We start from the raw sequence: 22293 nt of genomic DNA, 5'->3' as shown, positions 1-22293 counted from the left end.
ACAGTAGTTCGCCCGCCTTTGCAAGCGACCGGCAAAGGTTTATAAGCGCGCGTTATTTACGACGGGACGCCCGGCAAAGACCGGGTGCACAAGCAGGTGAGTGAGATGGCACAGAATTGGACACCCAGCAGTTGGCGGCAGAAACCGATCCAGCAGGTGCCGGAATATCCGGACCCGGCGGCACTGGCGGCAACGGAAGCGCAGCTTGCAAGCTATCCGCCGCTCGTTTTTGCCGGTGAAGCCCGCCGTCTGAAAGCGCATCTTGCCAATGTCGCCGAAGGCAACGGTTTTCTGCTGCAAGGCGGCGACTGCGCCGAAAGCTTCGCCGAGCATGGCGCCGACACGATCCGCGACTTCTTCCGCGCTTTCCTGCAGATGGCCGTCGTGCTGACGTTCGGCGCTCAGCTGCCTGTCGTGAAGGTCGGTCGCATCGCCGGTCAGTTCGCCAAGCCGCGTTCCTCGGGCATCGAGACACAGGCCGGCGTATCTCTGCCGAGCTACCGCGGTGACATCGTCAACGGCATCGAATTCACCGAGGAAGCGCGCATTCCCAATCCGGAACGTCAGATGATGGCTTACCGCCAGTCTGCCGCGACGCTCAACCTGCTGCGCGCCTTCGCCATGGGCGGCTACGCCAACCTCGAAAACGTCCACAAATGGATGCTCGGCTTCGTCAAGGACAGCCCGCAGGGCGAGCGCTACCGCAAGCTTGCCGATCGTATCAGCGAGACCATGGATTTCATGAAGGCGATCGGCATTACGTCCGATAGCAATGCGAGCCTGCGCGAGACCGATTTCTTCACCAGCCATGAGGCGCTGCTGCTCGGCTATGAAGAGGCGTTCACCCGCGTCGATTCCACTTCTGGCGATTGGTACGCCACCTCAGGCCACATGCTCTGGATCGGCGACCGTACGCGCCAGGCCGACCATGCGCATGTCGAATATTTCCGCGGCATCAAGAACCCGATAGGCCTGAAGTGCGGCCCTTCGTTGCAGGCTGACGATCTGCTCAACCTGATCGATATCCTCAACCCGCAGAACGAGGCCGGCCGTCTGACGCTGATCTGCCGTTTCGGCCACGACAAGGTTGCCGACAACCTGCCGCGGCTCATCCGCGCCGTCGAGAAGGAAGGCCGCAAGGTCGTCTGGTCCTGCGACCCGATGCACGGCAATACGATCACCCTCAACAACTACAAGACGCGTCCCTTCGAGCGCATTTTGTCGGAAGTCGAAAGCTTCTTCCAGATTCACCGCGCCGAAGGCACGCATCCGGGCGGCATCCACATCGAGATGACCGGCAAGGACGTGACCGAATGCACCGGCGGCGCCCGCGCTGTCGGCGCCGAAGATCTGCAGGATCGTTACCACACCCATTGCGACCCGCGTCTCAATGCCGACCAGGCACTCGAGCTAGCCTTCCTGCTTGCCGAGCGGATGAAGGGCGGCCGCGACGAGAAGCGTCTGCGCGCCCACGGCTGAGGGAAAACGGATCTCTGATTTATCAAACGGGCCGGCGAAAGCCGGCCCGTTTGCATTTGTGCCGGATAGATCAATCCGGCTGAAGATGCGTTTCATTTCTTTGAGATTGACCGGCATATCGTTCTCGGGAAGGTTCCCTGAAAAAGGGGAGCGACTATGAGCGACGAACATACCGGCGCGTGCCTTTGCGGCAGCGTACGTTTCAAGACACGTGGCAAGCTACGGGAGGTCGTCGCCTGCCATTGTTCGCAGTGCCGCAAGCAGACCGGGCTCTATTATGCCGCCACCAACGTTCCGATCGGCAACCTCCTCATCGAGGGGGAAGAGGCGATCACTTGGTATCGCGCCAGCACATTTGCCCGTCGCGGCTTCTGCAAGACCTGCGGTTCGGCGCTGTTCTGGGTGGCTGACGGGGCCGAGGAAATCTCGATCATGGCCGGGCTTTTCGACCCGCCGAGCGGTCTTGAGATCGCCTATCATATCTACTGCGCCGACAAGGGCGATTACTACGATATCACCGATGGGTTGCCGCAATACAGGCAGGGGCGGCCGGGGCGCTCACGGCAGGGCCATCAGACTGATAAAGCATGGTGCCATCAAGTCTTGGGCTGCTCGAAGTTATTGTCTTCATAGTCGAAATCATCATCGATCGGGAGACCCGGAGGTCTTTGGTGACCGTGGCGAATAGCTCTGATCTCTATGAGGTCACCCGCAATTTCGTAATCGACGAGATAATCTCCCATCGTAAATCGTAAAACGCCGGGAATTGGCAGTTCATCGCTCCGAAAACCCATCTTGGGGGAAACGAAGCAGGCTTGTTCTGAGCCCGGTTCAGATCGTCGAGGAAGCGGAGAGCCGCTGTGGGACTTCTATCTTTCAGGTATTGCGCTTCCGACTTGATATATGCTCTGGCGCCTGCCGAAAGGCGAACTCTTTCAAGCAGCAGCCCCTTTGATGGCCGTCGCCACTTCGCTGATGAGATCGTCAAGATCGTATGCTTCGCCGTTTGCCATTTCCCGGCGAGCCTTTGCGATCTCCAATACTTCGCGACCTTCGGTCGCCAGATAAGATTTGAGCGCTCGTACAAAGACCCAGCTGCGCGTCCGCTTGCAGACATCCGCGATCTCTTCGATTTCAGCGAGGATGTCGGCAGGAACCCGAAGCGTAATAGGATTCGAAAGTTGCCTTTGATTTTTCATCGGATTTATCTTAATTTGTATTACAAAATATAGGAGGCATGCTAAAAGTCAATTTCCGAGCGTGGGGTGACGGCTCACCCACTAGCCCCGTTCTTCTCCGTCACCAGTTTGCTCAGCTTGGCGATTTCCTCCTTGACCACAGAAAGCTCCGTCAGCACCTGCATGTCGATTTTCTGGTGCAGCGAGAGGACTTCGAGTTCAGCCTTGAGATTGACCTCATAGTCCTTGGCTGCTTCGAAGCGATCCCGTTCGGTCTGGCGGTTCTGGGACATCATGATGATCGGCGCCTGGATGGCGGCGATCATGGAGAGGACGAGGTTGAGGAAGATGAAAGGGTAGGGATCGAAGGCGCGGGTGAGGAGTACGATGGTGTTGACGACGCACCAGAAGACCAGGAACAGCAGGAAGCAGACGATGAAGGCCCAAGAGCCTCCGACACGGGCGATGCCGTCGGCGAGGCGTTCGCCATAGGACGCATTGGCGGAGAAGGCCGCGTTGATATCGGTCGAGACGATCTTGCGCTCATGCGCTTTCTTGAGCACGCGCTTTTCTGTCTCGCCCAGCTCTTCGGCCGTCTTGTCGAAATGCTGGTGGACGAAATTTGGCAGATTGTACATGAGGGTACTCCGGGGGCTTGATCGTCTTTGAGCGCCAAGTATTCGACTGCCCAACGAAAATGCAACGCGAAAAGGGTTGCAGCATGGTGGATCGAATCCAACATTGCGTGTTCGGCTCGACCATTGTGTTCGATCCGCTAACTCCCTTGGCTGACCAGCCAGCTATGCGACGGGAAGAAGCGGTCCAATCCGTATTCCCGTCCGAACATGATGTCGTGCTGCAGATGGCGATAGTCGCGCACCGTCGGATCGAGGTGCTGCTCGTTGCGCGCCCAGTCCGGGAAAGCCTCGTTGTCGCGCGTCGCGAGCTGATAACGGTCGACGATGGTGTATTTCTTCTGCACGCGGCCGAGGAAGCCGGTGTAGAAGGGATGCTCATATCCGGCTGTTTTCAGCACGTGATAGGGCAGTTGCGACGGGCTGATCGTGCCGATATCCTTGCGTACGCCATTCTTGCTCGACCAGATGACCAGCGGCGTTTCGTGCTCCTGTTTCATGACGTCGAGCGGTGCCTTTCGCGTCGCCACCTGCTGGGGCATGTAGCCGGTATTCGGATAGGCGCTGCCGAGCGGCGGCAGGTGATCGCCCCAGAGGACGATGATGGTTTCACGGTCACGCTTTTCAGCCCAGTCCATCAGCATCTTCAGACTGTCATCGGATTCCCGAACGCCCTGCGCATAGGTGGCGAGCGTTGCACGATCGTCGTCGTTCAGGTTGCCGGTGATATCGACGGTATTCTGTGCAAAGCGATTGGGTTCGTAAGGGCCATGTCCCTGGAGAGTGACAGCGAAGAAGAAGAATGGCTGATCGGCTTCGTCTCCCTCGCGCATGATTTCCTTCATCAGGGAATCGTCGGCGGCGAACATGCCGCGCCTCTCCATCGGCGGCAGGGTTTCATCGGTGTGGAACTCCTCGAAGCCGAAAGCCTTGTAGACTTCGTTGCGATTCCAGAACCAGCCGCTGAAGGGGTGGAGCGCGCGTGCCGCATAGCCTTCGCCGCGGAAGAAGGTGGCAAGCGACGGCATGGGCCGGCGCACATATTGCTGATAGGGGATGCTGCCATAGGGCAGGAAGGCATTGGAAAAGCCTGTCAGCGCCTCGAATTCGACATTGGCGGTCATGCCGCCGAACTCAGGCGAAAAGACGTAACCGGATTGCCTGGAGCGGATCGTCGGCATCGGATCGGGCGTAAAGGCGACATTGGACAGCCGGGTCGGATCCCAGAGGGATTCGCTCATCAGCATCATGATGTCAGGCTTCTCGCGCGGACCGGAGAGATAGCCGTAGTTTCTCGCCGGAATGGCATCGATCGCATCCGGTCCGTAGCCCGCCGGGGATTTGACATCGGCCATCGGCAGGTTGAGCGAGAAGGCGATGACGAAGCCGTTGTAGCTGTAGTTTTCCTTCTGATCCCAGACGATCGGGATGATGCGCAGTTTCTCACGGATGGAGGAATATTGCGTCGGGTCCATCTGCGAAACGAACAGCGCCGCAAGCGGCAGGCATACCGACAGCCTGATCATGCGCGCCTTTTGCGATAGCGCGGCGGCGTGTTGCCAGGCATGGCGCCACAGAAAGGCGAGGGCGGCGAGGGACGCAATGACGCCGATGGCGAGTGCCGCGGCGGTCCACGGCCGATCGCGCACCATCACAGGCATCAATTCCATGATCTGCCGTGCAAACAGGAAATCAGACGGATAGAGCGGATCGGAGAGATAGTTCTGCTTCTGGCTGGAGATGAACGCCGGAACCAACAGCAGCGGTGCGACGATCAAGACCGATAGATGCGCTCGGCCGAGAGCCGCATCCAAAATGAGCATAGTCAGCATGACGATGCCGATGGTGGTGAAGCCGGGGCGAGACGGAGAAAAGAGATAGGACGGGACGGTCGAAAACTCACCGCGCACAATCCATTCGACGGCAATGACGATCGACAGTGCGAGCAGCAAGGTCAGAGTAAGGCTCAGAACTTGGCGCAGGACGGCTGATTTCTGCCTCGCTGCGCCGATTTTCTGGAAAAGAACGAGCCTGCCCGCCAAAGCGGAACCAATGACCAGATCGACCAAGGGTTTCTCCGAATGCTATAGGGTATTCATATAATTGTCACGTTTCTGTCATGAATTCTGGATGAACCGCAAGGCTGACCTGGTAGTTTTCCGGGTAAAAATACCGCCTATGCGTGTAGTGCGATCTTTGATACCTGCAGGTGAACGAAGGCGGTTGCGGAAGAAGAATGCCATCGCTAAATGTATGGCATGACAGAGCAAAGCCCGATCACTCAGACCATCCGTATCGCCGTCGCGCAGCTCAATCCGACGGTCGGCGACGTTTCCGGCAATCTGGCCAAGGCGCGCGAAGCGCGGGCCGAGGCGGCGCGCGAAGGCGCGCAGCTCCTGATGTTGACTGAATTGTTCATTTCCGGCTATCCGCCGGAGGATCTGGTGCTGAAGCCGGCCTTCATCCGCGCTTGCTGGAAAGCCGTTGAAAGTCTCGCCGCCGATACCGCCGATGGCGGGCCAGGCGTCGTCGTCGGTGTCCCACGGCAGGACGACACCGGCCGCTACAATTCCGTGGCCGTGCTCGATGGCGGTAAAGTCATCTTCATCAGGGACAAGGTCGATTTGCCGAACTACGGCGAGTTCGACGAGAAGCGGGTTTTTGACGAAGGGACCATCGCGGGGCCTGTCAATTTTCGCGGCGTCCGCCTTGGCATACCGATTTGCGAGGAGATCTGGAACGATCTCGGCATCTGCGAAACGCTGGCCGAGAGCGGTGCGGAAATCCTGCTGGTTCCGAATGGTTCGCCTTACTATCGTGGCAAGGTCGATGTCCGTCACCAGGTCGCATTGCGGCAGGTGATCGAGTCAGGTTTGCCGCTCATCTTCGCCGCCCAGGTTGGCGGCCAGGACGAACTTGTTTTCGATGGCGCGAGCTTCGGCTTCAATGCCGACAAGACCCTGGCGTTCCAGATGAGCCAGTTCGAGACCGCGCTGGCAGTCACCACCTGGAAGAAGAATGGCGACGTCTGGCATTGCGCCGAAGGACCGATGGCGCATATTCCGGAAGGCGAGGAGGCCGATTACCGCGCCTGCCTGCTGGGCTTCCGCGACTACGTGAACAAGAACGGCTTCAAGTCGGTCGTGCTCGGCCTGTCCGGCGGTATCGACTCGGCGATCTGCGCGGCGATTGCGGTGGATGCGCTCGGAGAGGAGCGCGTACGCACCGTCATGCTGCCCTATCGCTATACCTCAGAGGATTCTTTGAAGGATGCGGCGGATTGCGCCAAGGCGCTCGGCTGCCGCTACGATATCGTGCCGATCGAGGATCCTGTCACCGGCTTCACGACGGCCTTGTCCGATCTGTTCGAAGGTACGGAAAGCGGCATCACCGAGGAAAATCTGCAGAGCCGTGCTCGCGGCACTATCCTGATGGCGATCTCCAACAAATTTGGCTCGATGGTGGTGACGACGGGCAACAAGTCGGAAATGTCCGTTGGATATGCCACGCTCTATGGCGACATGAACGGTGGCTTCAATCCCATCAAGGATCTCTACAAGATGCAGGTCTATGCGTTGTCGCGCTGGCGCAACCTGCATGTGCCGCCGGGCGCGCTCGGCCCTTCAGGCGAGGTGATCCCCTACAACATTATCGACAAGGCGCCTTCGGCTGAACTGAGGCCGAACCAGACAGACCAGGATTCGCTTCCGCCCTATCCGGTGCTCGACGATATCCTCGAATGCCTGGTGGAAAAGGAAATGTCGGTCGAAGAGATCGTGGCGCGCGGACATGATGTCGCGACAGTGCATCGTATCGAGCATCTGCTTTATCTCGCCGAGTACAAGCGCCGCCAGTCGGCTCCGGGCGTGAAGATCACCAAGAAGAATTTTGGTCGTGATCGCCGCTATCCGATCACCAACCGGTTCCGCGATCGCTGATCGCAACGCCGGCGGTAAAGGAGAAAGTATGCGCAGCTCGGTCGAGATCTACAATATCCGCACGGGTGCGAACCGGGTGGTCTTCCAGACGGACCAGCTGATCGAGGCGCCGAACTATTCGCCTGACGGACGCTATTTGCTGCTGAACGGCGACGGTCTGCTTTACCGGCTGCCGTTGGGTGGCGGTGGCAAGATCGTTCGCGTCGATACCGGCTTCGCCAAGACGTGCAACAACGATCACGGGATTTCTCCCGACGGATCGCTGATCGCGATTTCCGACAAGACGGAGCATGGCAAATCCTGCATCTATGTGCTGCCGGCCGAAGGCGGCACACCCAGGCAGGTCACGACCAACCTGCCGTCCTATTGGCACGGCTGGTCACCCGACGGGCAGCGCTTCTCCTATTGCGGCATCCGCGACAACGTCTTCGATATCTACACGATCTCGATCGACGGCGGTGAAGAGACGCGGCTGACGCATGGCGAGGGCCGCAACGATGGCCCGGATTTTTCGGCCGATGGGCAATGGATCTATTTCAACTCCAGCCGCACCGGTCTCATGCAGATCTGGCGCATTCATCCCGACGGCACGGGGTTGCAGCAACTGACCGATGATAATTATGGCAATTGGTTTGCCCACCCATCTCCCAGGAACGATAAGGTCGTGCTGATCTCCTACGATCCTGAAGTCTTCGACCACCCGCGCGATCTGAATGTGCGGATGCGGTTGATGGATATGGATGGCGGCGATCTCGCGACGCTGTTCGAACTCTTCGGCGGACAAGGAAGCATCAACGTGCCGAACTGGTCGCCCGATGGCGACGAGTTCGCCTATGTCCGTTACGAGCCGGCCTGACGCTCTGGACGCTCTTACCGCAACCTCGCGCAGGAAGCAGGCGACGAAGTCATCATTTCCCTATTGCGTCGGCTGCGGCCCGGCCTCTTTCGGATGCTTGAGGTCGATGCCGCCTTGGTCGGTCGCAAGGAATTGCGGCCCGACCTGGCGGACTTTGTTGGCTGACGGATCGTAGGGTCTGTCCGGCGGGAATTGCTGCGGTTCGGCCTGCGTCACCGCCGGAGCCTGCTTTTGCGGCAGACCGGAATTCTTCTGGGGTTTTGGCGTTTCGATTATGGTAATCGAGCTTTCCGGCTGCGCAAGGGACTGCTGCTGCGGCGCATAGGCGTCGAGCTTGGTGCGGGTATCGATGACGATATCCGGCGTGGCCGAGGCCGGCGCGCTGCAACCGTTCCTCTGCATGGTATCCAGCAGTTGCCGGCGCTTAAGGCCGGCCGCGTCGATGCGGCCGACGCTCTCATCGCGCTGATCTACCAACATGCCGAGATCGTGCCGCATTTCATCGAGCGACGTTCGCATGTCGTCGCAGACGCCTTCGTTGTTTGAGCCGATGATCACAATGCTGCTGTCTTCGACGCAGCCCTGATTGCGCAGATCACTCATCAAGCGGCGGATCATCGTGTTTTGCTGGACTATGGCGCGCGAAAGCTGGCGCGTCTCCTGGCTCGCGCCGACCACTTCAGCGGTATCGGCGTAGCGGCCGCGCAATTCGTCGCACAGATTGGCCTGCGCGAAGCTCGGTGTGGCCGTCAACAGGGACAGCAGGGCAATGGAAACTAGGTTTGTGCCGCGGTTCACGATTCTGTTCTCGAAGGCGGGTTGATTTCGTTGGAAACTACACTTTGGAGCTTAACAACGTATCCATCAAAACACACGGATTTCGAGAGGATTTTAGCGAATTGTGATTTGCGGCCACCATGCTCGGGCGGCCGCAAAAAAATGCTTCGTCAGGCCAGTTGCGATGCCTCGACCACGGCCAGGGCTGCCATGTTGACGACACCGCGTGAAGTGACCGAAGGCGAAAGAATGTGGGCCGGAAGGGCCGTACCCAGCAGGATCGGCCCGACATGCAGCCCGTCGGTCATGGTCTTGACCACGCCAAGCGTGATGTTGGCGGCATCGAGATTGGGGAAGACGAGCAGGTTTGCTTCGCCGGAAAGCGTGCTGTCCGGCATGACGTGGCGGCGCAGGCTTTCGGAAATGGCGCTGTCGCCGTGCATCTCGCCATCGACTTCCAGCTCCGGCGCGGCTTCGCGAACGAGCGCCAGGGCATTGCGCATCTTGGTCGCGCTTTCCGATTCCCGCGAGCCGAAGTTGGAGTGCGAGACGAGGGCGGCACGCGGCGTGATGCCGAAGCGCTTGATTTCCTCCGCCGCCAGCACCGTCGACTCTGCGATTTCCTCGGCGCCGGGATTAAACGACACGTAGGTATCGGTGTAGAAGGTTGCGCCGCGCTGCGAGATGAGCAGGCTCAGCGCCGAAAAATCCCGAACATCCGGGCGCTTGCCGATGATCTGGCGGACGATGCGCAGGTGGCGCTCGTAGCGGCCTTCGAGGCCGCAGATCAGCGCATCGGCTTCGCCGCGCTTCAGGGCAAGCGCGCCGATAACGGTCGTGTTGGTGCGCACGATTGTCCGGGCGGCCTCGGGGATGACGCCGCTGCGGCCGACGAGCGAAAAATAGAGCTCGACATACTCGCGGAAGCGCGGATCGTCGTCCGGATTGATGACTGCGAAATCGGTATGCGGGCGGATCTTGAGGCCGTAGCGCTTCAGGCGGGTCTCGATGACGGAGGGACGACCGATGAGGATCGGGGTGGCTGTGCCTTCCTCAAGCAGAACCTGTGCGGCGCGCAGCACGCGCTCATCTTCGCCTTCGGAGAAGACGACGCGCTTGCGCTCGGCAATCTTCGCAGCGGCGAAGATCGGCTTCATGATGAAGCCGGAACGGAAGACGAAGCGGTTGAGTTCGTCCATGTAGGCATCGAAATCGGTGATGGGGCGCAGCGCCACACCGCTTTCGGCGGCCGCTTTCGCCACAGCCGGAGCGATGCGCAGGATCAGGCGCGGATCGAAGGGCGAGGGGATCAGATAGTTCGGGCCGAAGACCGGGGTCTCGCCGGTATAGGCGCGGGCGGCAACGTCGGACGGCTCTTCGCGGGCGAGCGAGGCTATGGCGCGCACCGCGGCCATCTTCATTTCCTCGTTGATCGTCTTGGCGCCGCAGTCGAGCGCGCCACGGAAGATATAGGGGAAGCAGAGAACATTGTTCACCTGGTTCGGGAAATCCGAACGGCCGGTGCAGATCATCGCATCGGGACGAGCGGCGCGGGCGAGGTCGGGCATGATTTCCGGCGTCGGGTTGGCCAGCGCCATGATCAGCGGCTTTTCCGCCATTTTCTCGAGGAGCTCGGGCTTCAGCACGCCTGCGGCCGAGAGGCCGAGGAAGACGTCGGCGCCTGGGATCGACTCGGCGAGCTCGCGCTTGTCGCTATCCTGGGCATAGACGGACTTCCATTCGTCCATCAGCACGTTGCGGTCCTTGTAGACAAGGCCCTCGATGTCGTGGACCCAGATGTTTTCGCGCTTGGCACCGAGTATGACGAGCAGATTGAGGCAGGCAAGCGCCGCGGCACCGGCGCCGGAGGCGACGATCTTGACGTTCTCGATCTTCTTGCCGGCCAGTTCCAGTCCATTGAGGATGGCGGCGGCGACGATGATGGCGGTGCCGTGCTGATCGTCATGGAAAACCGGGATTTCCATCTTTTCGCGCAGGCGCCGTTCGACGTCGAAGCATTCAGGCGCCTTGATGTCTTCCAGATTGATGCCGCCGAAGGTCGGCTCCAGCGCCGAAATGGTGTTGACCATCTCGTCGACGGTGGGCGCTGCCACTTCGATGTCGAACACGTCGATGCCGGCGAATTTCTTGAACAGAACCGCCTTGCCTTCCATGACAGGCTTGGACGCGAGCGGGCCGATATTGCCGAGGCCGAGGACGGCCGAACCATTGGAAATTACGGCAACGAGATTGGCGCGGGACGTGTAGTACGCTGCCGTCTCGGGATTGTCGCGGATGGCGAGGCAGGGTGCGGCCACGCCTGGAGAATAGGCCAGCGCCAGATCGCGCTGGTTGCCGAGCGGCTTGGTGGCCTGGATTTCAAGCTTGCCGGGGCGGGGATAACGATGAAAGTAGAGAGCCTGTTCGTCGAGATCGCCACTCGCCATGTTCTTGGCTGCCTTCGATGTATCGTGCGTATCCACCACACTTCTCCATTCCTGCCTATGCTTTGAGTCCCCTGAATACATCAATCGCTTCGCGTTCACAGTATGCAATTGACGTCGCCGACCGCTTTTTTGTCATCGCGGATTCGCCGGTGTCCGTCTTGGCGCCGGTGAGGGCTATGCTTCCCCGCTCCGCCGCTCGGACGGTCATAAGGGGTTCATCGCGTGGGCTTATGAGAACGGCAGACGGAGGATACTCCATGACATTGATCGCTTCTCATCGCGGCGGCGCGCATCTATGGCCAGAAAACACCAGGCTTGCCTTTTCAAAGACGGCCAAGCTTGATGTCGATCTCGTTGAATTCGACGTTCACCAGACGCGGGACGGCAAGCTGGTTGTGCATCACGATGCCCTGATCGACCGGATGACCGACGGCAAGGGGGCTATTGTCGATCTCAGCCATGAAGAGCTGATGCGCCATGTCGTGATCGGAAGCGACGGCGAGACTATTCCGACCCTTGCTGAGACCATCGATATCTTCGGCCCGTCCCCGGTCGATCTCCGACTGGAGATCAAGACGAAAGCGGACGGCACGCCCTATGAGGGGATGGAGGCCCGCATCGTCGATGAGTTGATGGCGACCGGCATGGTATCACGGACGATGATCACCAGTTTCGCCCTGCCGCGTCTCGAAGCCTTTGGCAAAGCACTTGGTGACCGCGGTTTGAACGTCGGCGAGTTGCTCGGCTTCATTTTTCTTTGTTCGCCGCAAATGACTGCGCAGCTTGGCTGGAATGGGATCATCGCCGCGCTCCGCAGCTGCGGTGTGCGCGAGATAGCGGTGCGTGCCGACGCCGTGGACGCCGAAGTCATGGGCATCGTACGCAGGAGCGGCATGACGGTGCACGGCTGGGCCGCGCATACGAGCGAAGCGGCAAGAGCGATGTTTCGCCTCGGTGTCGCCAGTTTTACAACCGATCGTCCGGATCTCGCCATCGCGGCCAAACGTGGCTGATCCAGCCCGATAGGCCAGCAGACACAGGGTTTGTCATCTTCCTGAAACACGAGTCTGGTTTTGGAATAGCCAAGTTTGGATAGGGCACGGACTTATAGTTCGTGAATGAAAACATGGACACCCGGCGATTCCGTACACTGTTCATCTCTGACGTACATCTCGGTTCGAAGGCCGCCAAGGCGGACTTCCTTCTCGATTTTCTGCGCTACCACGATGCCGATACCATTTTCCTCGTCGGCGATATCATCGATGGGTGGCGCCTCAAGCGAAACTGGTACTGGCCGCAGGATTGCAATGACGTGGTGCAGAAGGTTCTGCGCAAGGCGCGCAAAGGCACACGGATCGTTTATATCCCCGGCAATCACGACGAATTCCTGCGCGATTTCCCCGGCACGCACTTTGGCGGCATCGAGGTCGCGCAACGCGCCATGCACGAGACTGCCGACGGGAAGAAGTATCTCGTCCTGCATGGCGACGAATTCGATGTCGTCGTTCGTAACGCCCGCCTGCTCGCTTATCTCGGCGATTGGGCCTACGACATGGCCATTCTGATCAATATCGGCCTTGCGGCCGTGCGCCGTCGCCTGAACATGCCCTATTGGTCGTTCTCGGCCTGGGCAAAGCTGCAGGTGAAGCATGCCGTCAACTTCATAGGCGAGTTCCAGCGTGTCGTCGCCGAGGAAGCCAAGCGCAACGATGCCGATGGCGTGATCTGCGGCCATATCCATCACGCTGTCATCGAGGATCTCGACGGCATCCGCTATATCAATACCGGTGACTGGGTGGAAAGCTGCACGGCGATCGCCGAGCATGAGGACGGCACTTTCGAGCTGCTTACCTGGCGGTCGATCCTCGAGACGGAGCCGGCCGGTATATCTGTCGAAGAGTTGCCGAAGGCACTCGGCGTCGGCGCCCAGGCAGCCTAATTTTAGCGCCGCTTCACGGACGCAATAACAGGCTGTCATAATTATTGATCGTCATGAGGCGCCTGTAATTCGGGTTTTTTCCGAAACGTTACGATTTGGCTATTTCTCGCCATAGTCGTACTCTCGATAGCGTGATAGGGACAAATTCAGTTCCCTTCAGGTCTGTCATGATTCCCGCGAAAAAATCCTTGCAGGGCGAGGGCGCGCCTTCGTATTTCCGTCTGCGCACCGCCTTGTCCTACTGCGCGCCGTTGTTCGTCAACGGGATCGCTTTGCCGTTTTTCCCCGTCTGGCTGGCGGGATTGAATTTCAATGATCATGAAATCGGTCTCGTGATCGCCGTGCCGATGGTCGTGCGCGTTCTGGTGACGCCCGTCATCGCGGTGTTTGCCGATCACATGAAGGAACGCGCCGATGTGCTGTTGTGGTCCGGTGGACTGTCATTGCTGACGGCGATCGCGCTTTACTGGACGAGCGAATTCTGGCCCGTGCTGCTCGTTTATGGCGTCCAGGGCGCGACCTACGCGCCCTATGTGCCGGTGGTCGAATCGATCGCTATGTCGGGGGTGCGCCGCTGGGGGTTCGACTATGGCTCCATGCGTGTCTGGGGATCGATCATCTTCATCGTTTCGACGCTTTTCGGCGGCCAGATGATTGGGATGTGGGGAGGCACCATGGTACTGCCCGTCATGGTCGCCGGCTTCGTGCTGACCATGCTCACGGCGCTGATCACGCCGCGTATCGGGCCGACGCGGCGGCGCAACCAGCCGATCAATCTGCAGTCGCCCACTGGAAGCTCGCTGCGCTCTCCGCAATTGCTGATCACGATGATCGGGGTCTCGGTGCAGCAATCGAGCCATGCGATGCTCTACACATTCGCGTCGATCTATTGGCACAAGCTCGGCTTTTCCGGAACACAGATCGCCGTTCTCTGGAGCATCGGCGTGGCGGCGGAGGTGATGGTCTTCTTCCTCTCGAGAATGCTAAGTCGCCGTTTCAGTGCGTGGACGCTGATTTTCTTCGGCTCGAGCATGTGCGTCCTGCGTTGGATCCTGTTCCCCATCAATCTCGGTTTCGCCGGCTATTTCCTGCTGCAGTGCTTCCATTCCTGCACCTATGCCTGTGTGCATACCGGCATCCAGCGCCGCATCGTCGGATCCGTTCAGGAAACGCAGGAAGCGTCCGCCCAGGGCGCCTATTATTTCTATAACGGCATGTTCCTCGGCCTGATGACGCTCGCGTCCGGTTATCTCTATGCCTGGCTAGACCTTTCCAGCTACTATGTGATGGCAGCGGTGGCTGCGTTCGGCCTGGGTATGGTCATCTTCGCGCGCAACCTCCAGCCCAGGAGTTCGGCGATCGGCGGGGGCGCACACGGCGTCTCATAACGCGGATGCAACAAATTCATTTGGATATCAAAAAGCCGTGACATATGTTGGCCGCGGCGCAGCATAGCAATCTCCCGTGCAGTCGGTGTATTAAACATCGGCGTCGTGCGGGCTCCGTGAGTCGACGTTGGTGATGCCACATTTGAAAGACGCATGAGCTTGAAAGCAGCCGAACAGAAATCCGATGCACCGAGGATCGATGAAGAGCCCGATGGCAATGGGCATCGCTATCGGCTTGAAGGCAATTGGCGTAGCGCCAATGTGCACGGCGTGCTGCGGCAGATCGAGCAGCTCTCGAAACGGAGCGCCGGCGGCGAGGTTGTGATCGATCTTTCCGATCTCTCCGATGTCGACACGGCCGGTGCGCTGCTGATCCGGCGATTGAAGGTGAGCCAGGAGGCGCATGGCGCCACCGTGACGATCGAGGGCTCCAATTCGCATATCGACGAGCTGCTGACCGCCTTCGACGAGGATCCGGACGCGGAGAAGGGCGAGCCGAAGGCGAAGATATCATTGCCTGAGCGGCTGTTTGCGCCGATCGGCAGAAATGTCTACGAACTTTGGGGCAATCTCATTGCTGCCATGTACATATTGGGCTCCGCAGTACGCGGTGCGCAGCTCAAGTTCGGACGCGGCAGCGGCGTCTCGCCGGCTTCGATCGTCAATCAGATCGACCACATGGCCGTGAGGGCCGTTCCGATCATCCTGCTGATGTCGTCGCTGATTGGAGCGATCATCGCGCAGCAAGGCGCGTTCCAGCTGCGCTATTTCGGTGCGGAAGTCTTTGTCGTCGATCTCGTCGGCATCCTTCAATTGCGCGAAATCGGCGTGCTTCTGACGGCGATCATGATCGCCGGTCGTTCCGGCAGCGCGATCACCGCCGAGATCGGCTCGATGAAGATGCGCGAGGAAGTGGACGCGCTGAAGGTCATGGGTCTAAACCCCATCGGCGTGCTGATTTTCCCACGGCTGGTGGCGCTGACCGTCGCTTTGCCCCTGCTGACGATCATTGCCAATTTCGCTTCGCTGTTTGGCGCGGCGATGGTCGCCTGGGGCTATTCCGGTATCACCATTGCGACCTTCATCTCCCGCCTGCATGAGGCGATCAGCCTTTCCACGGTCATTTCAGGCATGATCAAGGCTCCGTTCATGGCGTTGGTCATCGGCATCGTCGCGGCGGTCGAGGGATTGAAGGTCGGCGGCAGTGCCGAGTCGCTGGGGCAGCATGTGACTTCGTCGGTCGTGAAGTCGATCTTCGTCGTGATCCTGATGGACGGGCTTTTTGCCATGTTCTACGCAGCGATCGACTTCTGAGGGATGACGACGATGAGCGCACTTCACTCGGAAATCCCGTTGGAAAGAGATGAGCACGGCAGGGATATCGTGCTGTCGGCACGGGATGTCACCGTCGCTTTCGGATCGAAAGTCGTGCTCGATAAACTGAACCTCAATATCTATCGCGGCGAAATCCTCGGTTTCGTGGGCGCTTCCGGCGCGGGCAAGTCGGTGCTGCTGCGCACGGTACTGCGGTTGCTACCGCGCCGCTCGGGCAAGATCGAGATCCTCGGTGAAGACTATGACACGCTCTCGGAGCCAGAGCGCAACCAGCTCGATATGCGCCTCGGCGTCCTCTTCCAGCAGGGCGCCTTGTTTTCCTCGCTGACGGTGAAGGAAAATATTCAGGTGCCGATGCGGGAATATCTGGACCTGCCGCAAGAGATGATGGACGAGCTGGCGCTGATGAAGATCCGCATGGTGGGTCTCGCTGCCGACGCCGCCGACAAATATCCGTCCGAGCTTTCCGGCGGCATGATCAAGCGCGCAGCACTTGCCAGAGCCCTGGCGCTCGATCCTGACCTAGTCTTCCTCGATGAACCGACGTCCGGCCTCGATCCGATCGGCGCGGCGGAGTTCGACGAGCTGATCGCCAGGCTACGCGACACACTCGGCCTGACCGTTTATATGGTGACTCACGACCTCGACAGCCTGTTTTCCGTCTGCGACCGTATTGCTGTTCTTGGACAGAAGCGGGTATTGGTGGAAGGCACAGTTGAGGACATGCTCGCCTGCGATGACCCTTGGGTACAAGCCTATTTCAGGGGCAAGCGCGCACGGTCGATCGTGCCGCGGGAAGACATCAGGGAGCACAACGACGACAACGGCGCAGGCCCCCACAGCCGCGAGAAGTGACTGGAGACAATGGAAACCAAAGCCAATTATACGATCGTCGGGTTCTTCACGCTGCTCGTTATCGCGGCCGCTTTCGGCTTCGTCTACTGGATGGCGGAATATGGCCGCGGCGGTCCGATGGTCGAACTCGTGGTGCGCATCCCCGGTTCTGCGAACGGTTTGAGCGTCGGTTCACCGGTTCGCTTCAACGGCATTCAGGTCGGTTCGGTGCAGAGCCTTTCGATCGATGCCGACGATCCGAACTACTCGCTGGCATTTACGCAGGTGCGTGCCGATGCGCCGGTCTATACGTCCACCAAGGCTATTCTTGAAATTCAGGGCCTGACAGGTGCTGCCTATATCGAGCTTTCCGGCGGCCGCAACGGCGACGAGAATATCCTGAAACGTTCGATCGATACCGGCAAACGCGCCGTGCTGCTTGCCGATCAGTCCAGCGTCACGAACCTGTTGACCACGGCGGACAAGATTCTCAACCGTGCCAATGATACAATCGGCGACATTCAGGGCTTCGTCTCGGATTCGCGCGGGCCGCTGACCGATACGGTGCGCAACGCGCAGAAATTCTCCAAGGCGATCGCTGACAATTCCGATAATATCGACAAGTTCTTGGCGAGCGTCGGACAGCTTGGCGATACGTTCAAGACCGTTTCGACGCGCATCGACTCGACGCTGGATGCAATTGAGAAACTGGTGCGCGCAGTCGATGCCCAGAAGGTCAACGACGTCATCGCCAATGCCGACAGGATTACCGCCAACGTGGCGGATGCCACGACCGATCTGAAGGCGACCATCGCAAGCTTCAAGCAGACGGCCGACACCTACACCACCTTCGGCCAGAAGGCGCAGCAGACGCTGGATCGTGTCGACGCCATCGTCGCGCAGATCGATCCGGCGAAGATCAAGGGATCGATGGATGACATTGCCGACGTGACGAAGCAGGCTCGCACCGCTGTCGCGTCTATTCGCGATGTGGCCAATACCGTTGCGGCGCATCAGCAGGATATCGACCAGACGATCGCCAATGCGCGGGACATCTCCACCAAGCTGAACTCGGCGTCCGGCAAGGTCGACGGCATTCTCACGAAGGTCGATTCCCTGCTCGGCAACGACAGCACGCAATCGCTGTTCGCCGAAGCCAAGGATACGCTGGAATCCTTCAAGAAGATGGCTGACAATCTCAATTCCCGTATCGGCCCGATCGCCGATAATCTGCAGAAGTTTTCGAGTGGCGGCCTGCGCGATGTCCAAACTCTCATTAATGACATGCGGGGCACGGTTGACAATCTGAATACTACAATCACTAATTTCGACCGCAATCCACAGCGACTGATCTTCGGTGGGGATACGGTCAAGACATATGATGGCCGAGCGCGGCACTGATGAATAGCGATATCTGGGCTCCAGGGGATAAGCGGAATATGGTCGGTTGCGTGTCGAGTGAGCGTCATCAGGTGTGGAAAGCTGTGATCGCATTGCCATTGCTAGGAGCCTTGCTGGCGGGCTGCGGAAGTTCCTCCAACAACGACACCTACGATCTTTCCGCGTCGGTGAAGGCGAACGGACCTTCGGTCAAGAACCGACAGATCCTCATCCCGCCGCCGACCGCGCTGCAGGCGCTGGACAGCAACCAGATCGTCATCCGCGTTTCATCTTCGGAAATCCAGTATCTCGGCAAGTCGCAATGGAGCGACAAGCTGAGCAGGATGGTGCAGTCGAAGCTGGTCGAGGCTTTCGAGAATACCGGCAAGCTCGGTGGCGTCGGCGTGCCGGGGCAGGGCCTGGCGATCGACTATCAGGTCGTCACCGACATTCGTTCCTTCGAGATCAATACCGTAGGCGGCCAGAAAACCGCGACGGTCGAAATCTCGGAAAAGATTCTGAACGACCGCACGGGTACGGTAAAGGCGCAGAATATCTTCCGGAAGGTCGTGCCCGTCAGCGGCGGCAGCAATCCCGATTTCGTGCGGGCGCTGGATGCCGCGTTTGCGGGCGTGACCAGCGAGCTTGTCGATTGGACGTTGCGCTCGCTTTAAGGGCCATTATCGCTCCATCAGTTCTTTGAGAGTCCCGAGATCTTTCAACACATGCGCGGCATCGGCCGCGAACTGCTCTTCGGTCATGCCGGGGAGCTGAAGCAAGGTGAACATGACCTCGCAACCGTCGCCATTCGGCACGATCCGCAGCGCGTTGTGAACCTGAAGACCGGAATCCAAGGTCACCCTGTGGTCGAGGACGCCGAAGTCGTTGCGGGCGGCGAAGCGTACGCGGGCGGTGCCAAGAATGCCCTGCGCGATCCAGTCCTCTCCATCCTGCTTCAATCCCGATGCCAGGCCGGAAGCCCATAGCGGCATGTTTTCCGGACGGCTGGCAAAACCGTAGACCTCCGTCCAGTGACGATCGATGGAGATATGCACGATCTTCGCGATCATGGTCGACATAATGGTCTCCTCCTCTATATTTTCTCTCGGCGGACTGGCGATCGGCTGCGGGCTCGCGCGCATGGAAAATGGATGGGCCGCGAATCCCGCAACATTTTTGCACAGTCCTGCAAAGCGGGCGATTCGGGGCTGTCGAAGGCTTGCCGTTTCACGCTCGGAATGCAACAACAACGCCCAACGCAGGCCGTCGCAACTCGCATCGATTGACGGAGGCATTGCGTCCTATCGGATGTTGCCGCGTCCTCTGCGCCACCGGCGCGGCGCCGGATGTGGTCAACGACTCATTGGAGGATTGTCGTGGAAAAGGCAGAAATCGGGCTGATCGGTCTTGCTGTGATGGGATCGAATCTGGCGCTCAACATTGCCGAAAAAGGCAACAAGATCGCGGTGTTCAACCGGACGCCGCAAGTGACGGACGAATTCTATGCGAATGCGGGCGCGCTTAAGGACAAGATCATTCCTTGCAAGACGATCGAGGAGTTCGTCGAGGCGATCCGCCCGCCGCGGCCGATCATCATCATGATCAAGGCCGGCGAGCCGGTGGATCAGCAGATGGCGGCGCTGCAGCCACATCTCGACAAGGGCGACATCATGATCGATGCCGGCAACGCCAATTTCCGCGACACCATGGCCCGCTTCGATCGCCTGAAGGATACCGGCCTGACATTCATCGGTATGGGCGTGTCCGGCGGCGAGGAAGGGGCGCGTCATGGCCCGTCCATCATGGTCGGCGGCACCGAGGATTCCTATAAGCGCGTCGAAAAAGTCCTGACGTCGATCGCTGCAAAATACAACGACGATCCCTGCGTTGCCTGGCTCGGCAATGACGGCGCCGGTCATTTCGTCAAGACCATCCACAACGGCATCGAATATGCCGACATGCAGATGATCGCCGAAATCTACGGCATCCTGCGAGATGGCCTCGGCAAGAGTGCCGCCGAAATCAGCGGTATCTTCGGCGACTGGAACAAGGGCCGGCTGAATTCCTACCTGATCGAGATCACCGAGAAGGTTCTGGCCGCCAAGGACCCGGCGACCGGTAGCGCCATGCCGGACGTCATCCTCGACAAGGCCGGCCAGAAGGGCACCGGCAAGTGGTCTGCGATCGAAGCGCAGAACATGGGCATTCCGGCGACCGCTATCGAAGCCGCCGTTGCAGCCCGTAGCCTTTCGGCTCTCAAGAGCCAGCGCGAGGCCGCCGAAAAGATCTTCGGCACGCCGGACTACAAGTTCCCGATCGCCTTCGGTCCCGACCTGTTGAAGGATCTGGAACTGGCGCTGTTCGCCGCCAAGATCGGCGCTTACGCGCAGGGCTTTGCTGTCATGGCCGAAGCATCGAAGGAGTTCAACTGGTCGCTGCCGATGCCTGTCATCGCTAAGATCTGGCGTGCCGGCTGCATCATTCGTTCGCAGTTCCTCGACGAGATCACCAGCGCCTTCACCAAGGCGCCTGATGCGGCAAACCTGATCGTTACACCGGCCTTCGGTGAGATGGTCAAAGAATCGATCCCGTCGCTGCGGCGCATCGTTTCGGCCGCCACGGCATCCGGCCTGCCGGTTCCGGCGCTCGCTTCGGCCCTGACCTATTTCGACGCCTATCGTCAGGCTCGCGGCACCGCCAACCTGATCCAGGCCCAGCGCGACTTCTTCGGCGCGCACGGCTTCGACCGTATCGACGGCAAGGACATCCATCACGGCCCATGGGGCAGTGGCGCAAACGGCTGAGTGAGCTGCAGAATCTAAACTGAAAAGGCCCGCCGGCGAAATCCGGCGGGCCTTTTACCGTCAGCTCTTCGGCCAGACAGGCGAGCTGATGCTTTGCAGCAATTCCGGTTCTATCCCGTCGATGCGGGCGATGACGGATTTGGCCAGCTCTCGGCCGCCATGACGAACATCCTCATAAATCGTGATGATTTCCGGGCGGATCCAGTTCAGCACGTCGGTCGATTGCTTGGCGACCATATCGATATCACGGCCGAGGCGGAAACCAGCCGCCTCGATGCCGGCATTGACGGCGATGGCGCCGCCGCCGCTGGAACAGACGATTCCATCAGGCGGATGAGGAGCGCGCATCAGCGCCTCTACGCTGTCCCTGATATCGGCCAGCGGCGCATCGGTCGTTACCCTCAGCGGGATCTCCTCGGCGCCGTATTCGTGCAGGCCGATCTGGAAGCCGATGCGGATATGCGAGTAGTAGGTCAGCTTGCTGGCGGGCTGCAGCAGCGCCAGGCGACGCCGCCCCTTGGCGACCAGTGCACGAACGGCCTCGTGGGCGAAGGCCTCGTTGTCGAAGTCGTGGAAGGGGTGAACGATGCCCATGTCCGTCCGCCCGTGCGTGGCGAAGGGCAGGCCGCGTTCGTGCATCAACCGAACACGCGGATCATCCGGCTCCGTACGCGATATGATGACGCCATCCGCAGAGCCGGTGTCGAGGATATAGCGCACGGGAACCAAGGGGTCCTTGCTGTGCGAGTGCGGCGTGATGACCAGGTGGTATTGCGTGCCGGCCAGAACCTCTGAAATTCCGAAGACCATCTGGCTGGTGAAGCCCATGATCTCCTCGTCGATGCTCAGCACCAGCGCGATGACATTGGTCTTGCCGGTCCTCAGGCGCACGCCGGCGCGATTCGGCTGATAGCCCAATTGCCGGGCAACCATGCGCACCCGCTCCTTGGTCTCGGCGCCGATATCGGGGGCATCCTTCAATGCGCGCGAAACGGTGGTAATTCCAAGCCCCGTCATGAAGGCGATCGTCTTCAGTGTCGGCCGCTCCGGTGCGGGCTGAGTGCCGCCCCCTGACGTTTTCTTATTGTCCATTTCGTACAAGCTCGCCTCCCGGCCGCCTCCCGCGACCAATCCGCTTATATTGCTCACGCCAGTATCGCAAGCATAGACGCAATGCGACTGTTCCTCCGCCAATGATCAAAACTGTAACGATACAGTACGAATGTCGAGCTTTATTTTCGATGCATCTTTTGTCTAAATTCCTAAAGGTTGCATCGCTGCTTACCCATCGAAAGCTTTGCAG

At 59.5% G+C, this 22293-nt stretch carries 19 protein-coding genes and 1 pseudogene; 12 read left to right on the top strand and 8 right to left on the bottom strand.

Translation table 11 applies throughout. The annotated features are described in order from the left end of the window. Nucleotides 1-105: 105 nt before the first annotated feature. Together GA0061101_RS14620 and GA0061101_RS14610 are read left to right on the top strand one after the other, a co-directional pair. Nucleotides 106-1479: a class II 3-deoxy-7-phosphoheptulonate synthase gene (locus GA0061101_RS14620; RefSeq protein WP_037202438.1), complete on the top strand. Its 1374-nt coding sequence runs from the start codon at nt 106-108 to the stop codon at nt 1477-1479. Between the two features lie 156 nt (nt 1480-1635). Further along, nucleotides 1636-2060 (top strand): annotated as a pseudogene (locus GA0061101_RS14610) (GFA family protein). A gap of 15 nt (nt 2061-2075) precedes the next feature. Here GA0061101_RS14610 and GA0061101_RS40075 read toward each other — a convergent pair. From GA0061101_RS40075 to GA0061101_RS14590, 4 genes are all read right to left on the bottom strand, one after another. Next, on the bottom strand, nt 2076-2222 hold the full coding sequence (locus tag GA0061101_RS40075) for a hypothetical protein (RefSeq protein ID WP_245297477.1): 147 nt from the start codon (nt 2220-2222) through the stop codon (nt 2076-2078). Nucleotides 2223-2414: 192 nt separating this feature from the next. Then, on the bottom strand, nt 2415-2678 hold the full coding sequence (locus GA0061101_RS14600; protein ID WP_092573820.1) for a CopG family ribbon-helix-helix protein: 264 nt from the start codon (nt 2676-2678) through the stop codon (nt 2415-2417). 74 nt (nt 2679-2752) lie between these two features. After that, nucleotides 2753-3295 carry a DUF1003 domain-containing protein gene (locus GA0061101_RS14595; protein WP_047556560.1) on the bottom strand — a complete coding sequence of 181 codons (543 nt, stop codon included), beginning with the start codon at nt 3293-3295 and terminating at the stop codon, nt 2753-2755. Nucleotides 3296-3432: 137 nt separating this feature from the next. After that, the gene (locus GA0061101_RS14590) at nt 3433-5361 is read right to left on the bottom strand and encodes an LTA synthase family protein (protein ID WP_092573819.1); all 1929 of its coding nucleotides are present in this window, start codon (nt 5359-5361) and stop codon (nt 3433-3435) included. Nucleotides 5362-5550: 189 nt separating this feature from the next. On the opposite strand from GA0061101_RS14590, the gene GA0061101_RS14585 reads away from it, so the two are divergent. Together GA0061101_RS14585 and GA0061101_RS14580 are read left to right on the top strand one after the other, a co-directional pair. Further along, nucleotides 5551-7230 carry an NAD+ synthase gene (locus tag GA0061101_RS14585; protein WP_037202848.1) on the top strand — a complete coding sequence of 560 codons (1680 nt, stop codon included), beginning with the start codon at nt 5551-5553 and terminating at the stop codon, nt 7228-7230. A 28-nt stretch (nt 7231-7258) separates the two neighbouring features. After that, nucleotides 7259-8086 carry a TolB family protein gene (locus tag GA0061101_RS14580; RefSeq protein WP_092573818.1) on the top strand — a complete coding sequence of 276 codons (828 nt, stop codon included), beginning with the start codon at nt 7259-7261 and terminating at the stop codon, nt 8084-8086. 60 nt (nt 8087-8146) lie between these two features. On the opposite strand, the gene GA0061101_RS14575 is transcribed toward GA0061101_RS14580, so the two are convergent. Next, nucleotides 8147-8884, bottom strand: coding sequence for a hypothetical protein (locus GA0061101_RS14575; protein ID WP_092573817.1), 738 nt, complete (start codon nt 8882-8884; stop codon nt 8147-8149). Nucleotides 8885-9033: 149 nt separating this feature from the next. After that, nucleotides 9034-11346, bottom strand: coding sequence for an NADP-dependent malic enzyme (locus tag GA0061101_RS14570; RefSeq protein ID WP_037202428.1), 2313 nt, complete (start codon nt 11344-11346; stop codon nt 9034-9036). A gap of 221 nt (nt 11347-11567) precedes the next feature. Between GA0061101_RS14570 and GA0061101_RS14565 the strand changes: the two genes are divergently transcribed. From GA0061101_RS14565 to GA0061101_RS14535, 7 genes are all read left to right on the top strand, one after another. Beyond that, nucleotides 11568-12323, top strand: a complete 756-nt coding sequence (locus GA0061101_RS14565; protein WP_167669548.1) for a glycerophosphodiester phosphodiesterase family protein — start codon at nt 11568-11570, stop codon at nt 12321-12323. Between the two features lie 113 nt (nt 12324-12436). After that, nucleotides 12437-13249 (top strand): UDP-2,3-diacylglucosamine diphosphatase, encoded by an 813-nt coding sequence (locus GA0061101_RS14560; RefSeq protein WP_037202425.1) that lies wholly within the window; start codon nt 12437-12439, stop codon nt 13247-13249. Between the two features lie 167 nt (nt 13250-13416). Continuing rightward, a complete protein-coding gene (locus GA0061101_RS14555; RefSeq protein ID WP_092573814.1) occupies nt 13417-14637 on the top strand; it encodes an MFS transporter in 1221 nt (406 codons plus the stop codon). Nucleotides 14638-14790: 153 nt separating this feature from the next. After that, complete coding sequence (locus GA0061101_RS14550; protein WP_037202423.1) at nt 14791-15951, top strand: ABC transporter permease; 1161 nt, start codon at nt 14791-14793, stop codon at nt 15949-15951. Between the two features lie 12 nt (nt 15952-15963). After that, nucleotides 15964-16827, top strand: a complete 864-nt coding sequence (locus GA0061101_RS14545; protein WP_037202422.1) for an ABC transporter ATP-binding protein — start codon at nt 15964-15966, stop codon at nt 16825-16827. A 9-nt stretch (nt 16828-16836) separates the two neighbouring features. Then, nucleotides 16837-18207, top strand: a complete 1371-nt coding sequence (locus GA0061101_RS14540; protein ID WP_092573813.1) for an MlaD family protein — start codon at nt 16837-16839, stop codon at nt 18205-18207. 38 nt (nt 18208-18245) lie between these two features. Beyond that, a complete protein-coding gene (locus GA0061101_RS14535; RefSeq protein WP_051964402.1) occupies nt 18246-18860 on the top strand; it encodes an ABC-type transport auxiliary lipoprotein family protein in 615 nt (204 codons plus the stop codon). A 6-nt stretch (nt 18861-18866) separates the two neighbouring features. Here the strand turns inward: GA0061101_RS14535 and GA0061101_RS14530 are convergent, their stop codons facing one another. Beyond that, complete coding sequence (locus GA0061101_RS14530) at nt 18867-19265, bottom strand: SRPBCC family protein (RefSeq protein ID WP_092573812.1); 399 nt, start codon at nt 19263-19265, stop codon at nt 18867-18869. Nucleotides 19266-19562: 297 nt separating this feature from the next. Between GA0061101_RS14530 and gndA the strand changes: the two genes are divergently transcribed. After that, a complete protein-coding gene (gene gndA, locus GA0061101_RS14525) occupies nt 19563-20990 on the top strand; it encodes an NADP-dependent phosphogluconate dehydrogenase (RefSeq protein WP_037202419.1) in 1428 nt (475 codons plus the stop codon). A gap of 60 nt (nt 20991-21050) precedes the next feature. On the opposite strand, the gene GA0061101_RS14520 is transcribed toward gndA, so the two are convergent. Beyond that, complete coding sequence (locus GA0061101_RS14520) at nt 21051-22082, bottom strand: LacI family transcriptional regulator (RefSeq protein WP_037202418.1); 1032 nt, start codon at nt 22080-22082, stop codon at nt 21051-21053. Nucleotides 22083-22293 lie beyond the last annotated feature (211 nt).

It is taken from the genome of Martinezella lusitana (assembly GCF_900094565.1).
Classification (GTDB): domain Bacteria; phylum Pseudomonadota; class Alphaproteobacteria; order Rhizobiales; family Rhizobiaceae; genus Rhizobium; species Rhizobium lusitanum.
The sequence above is the reverse complement of the archived record's forward strand: the minus strand, read 5'-3'. Positions and strand labels throughout refer to the sequence as shown.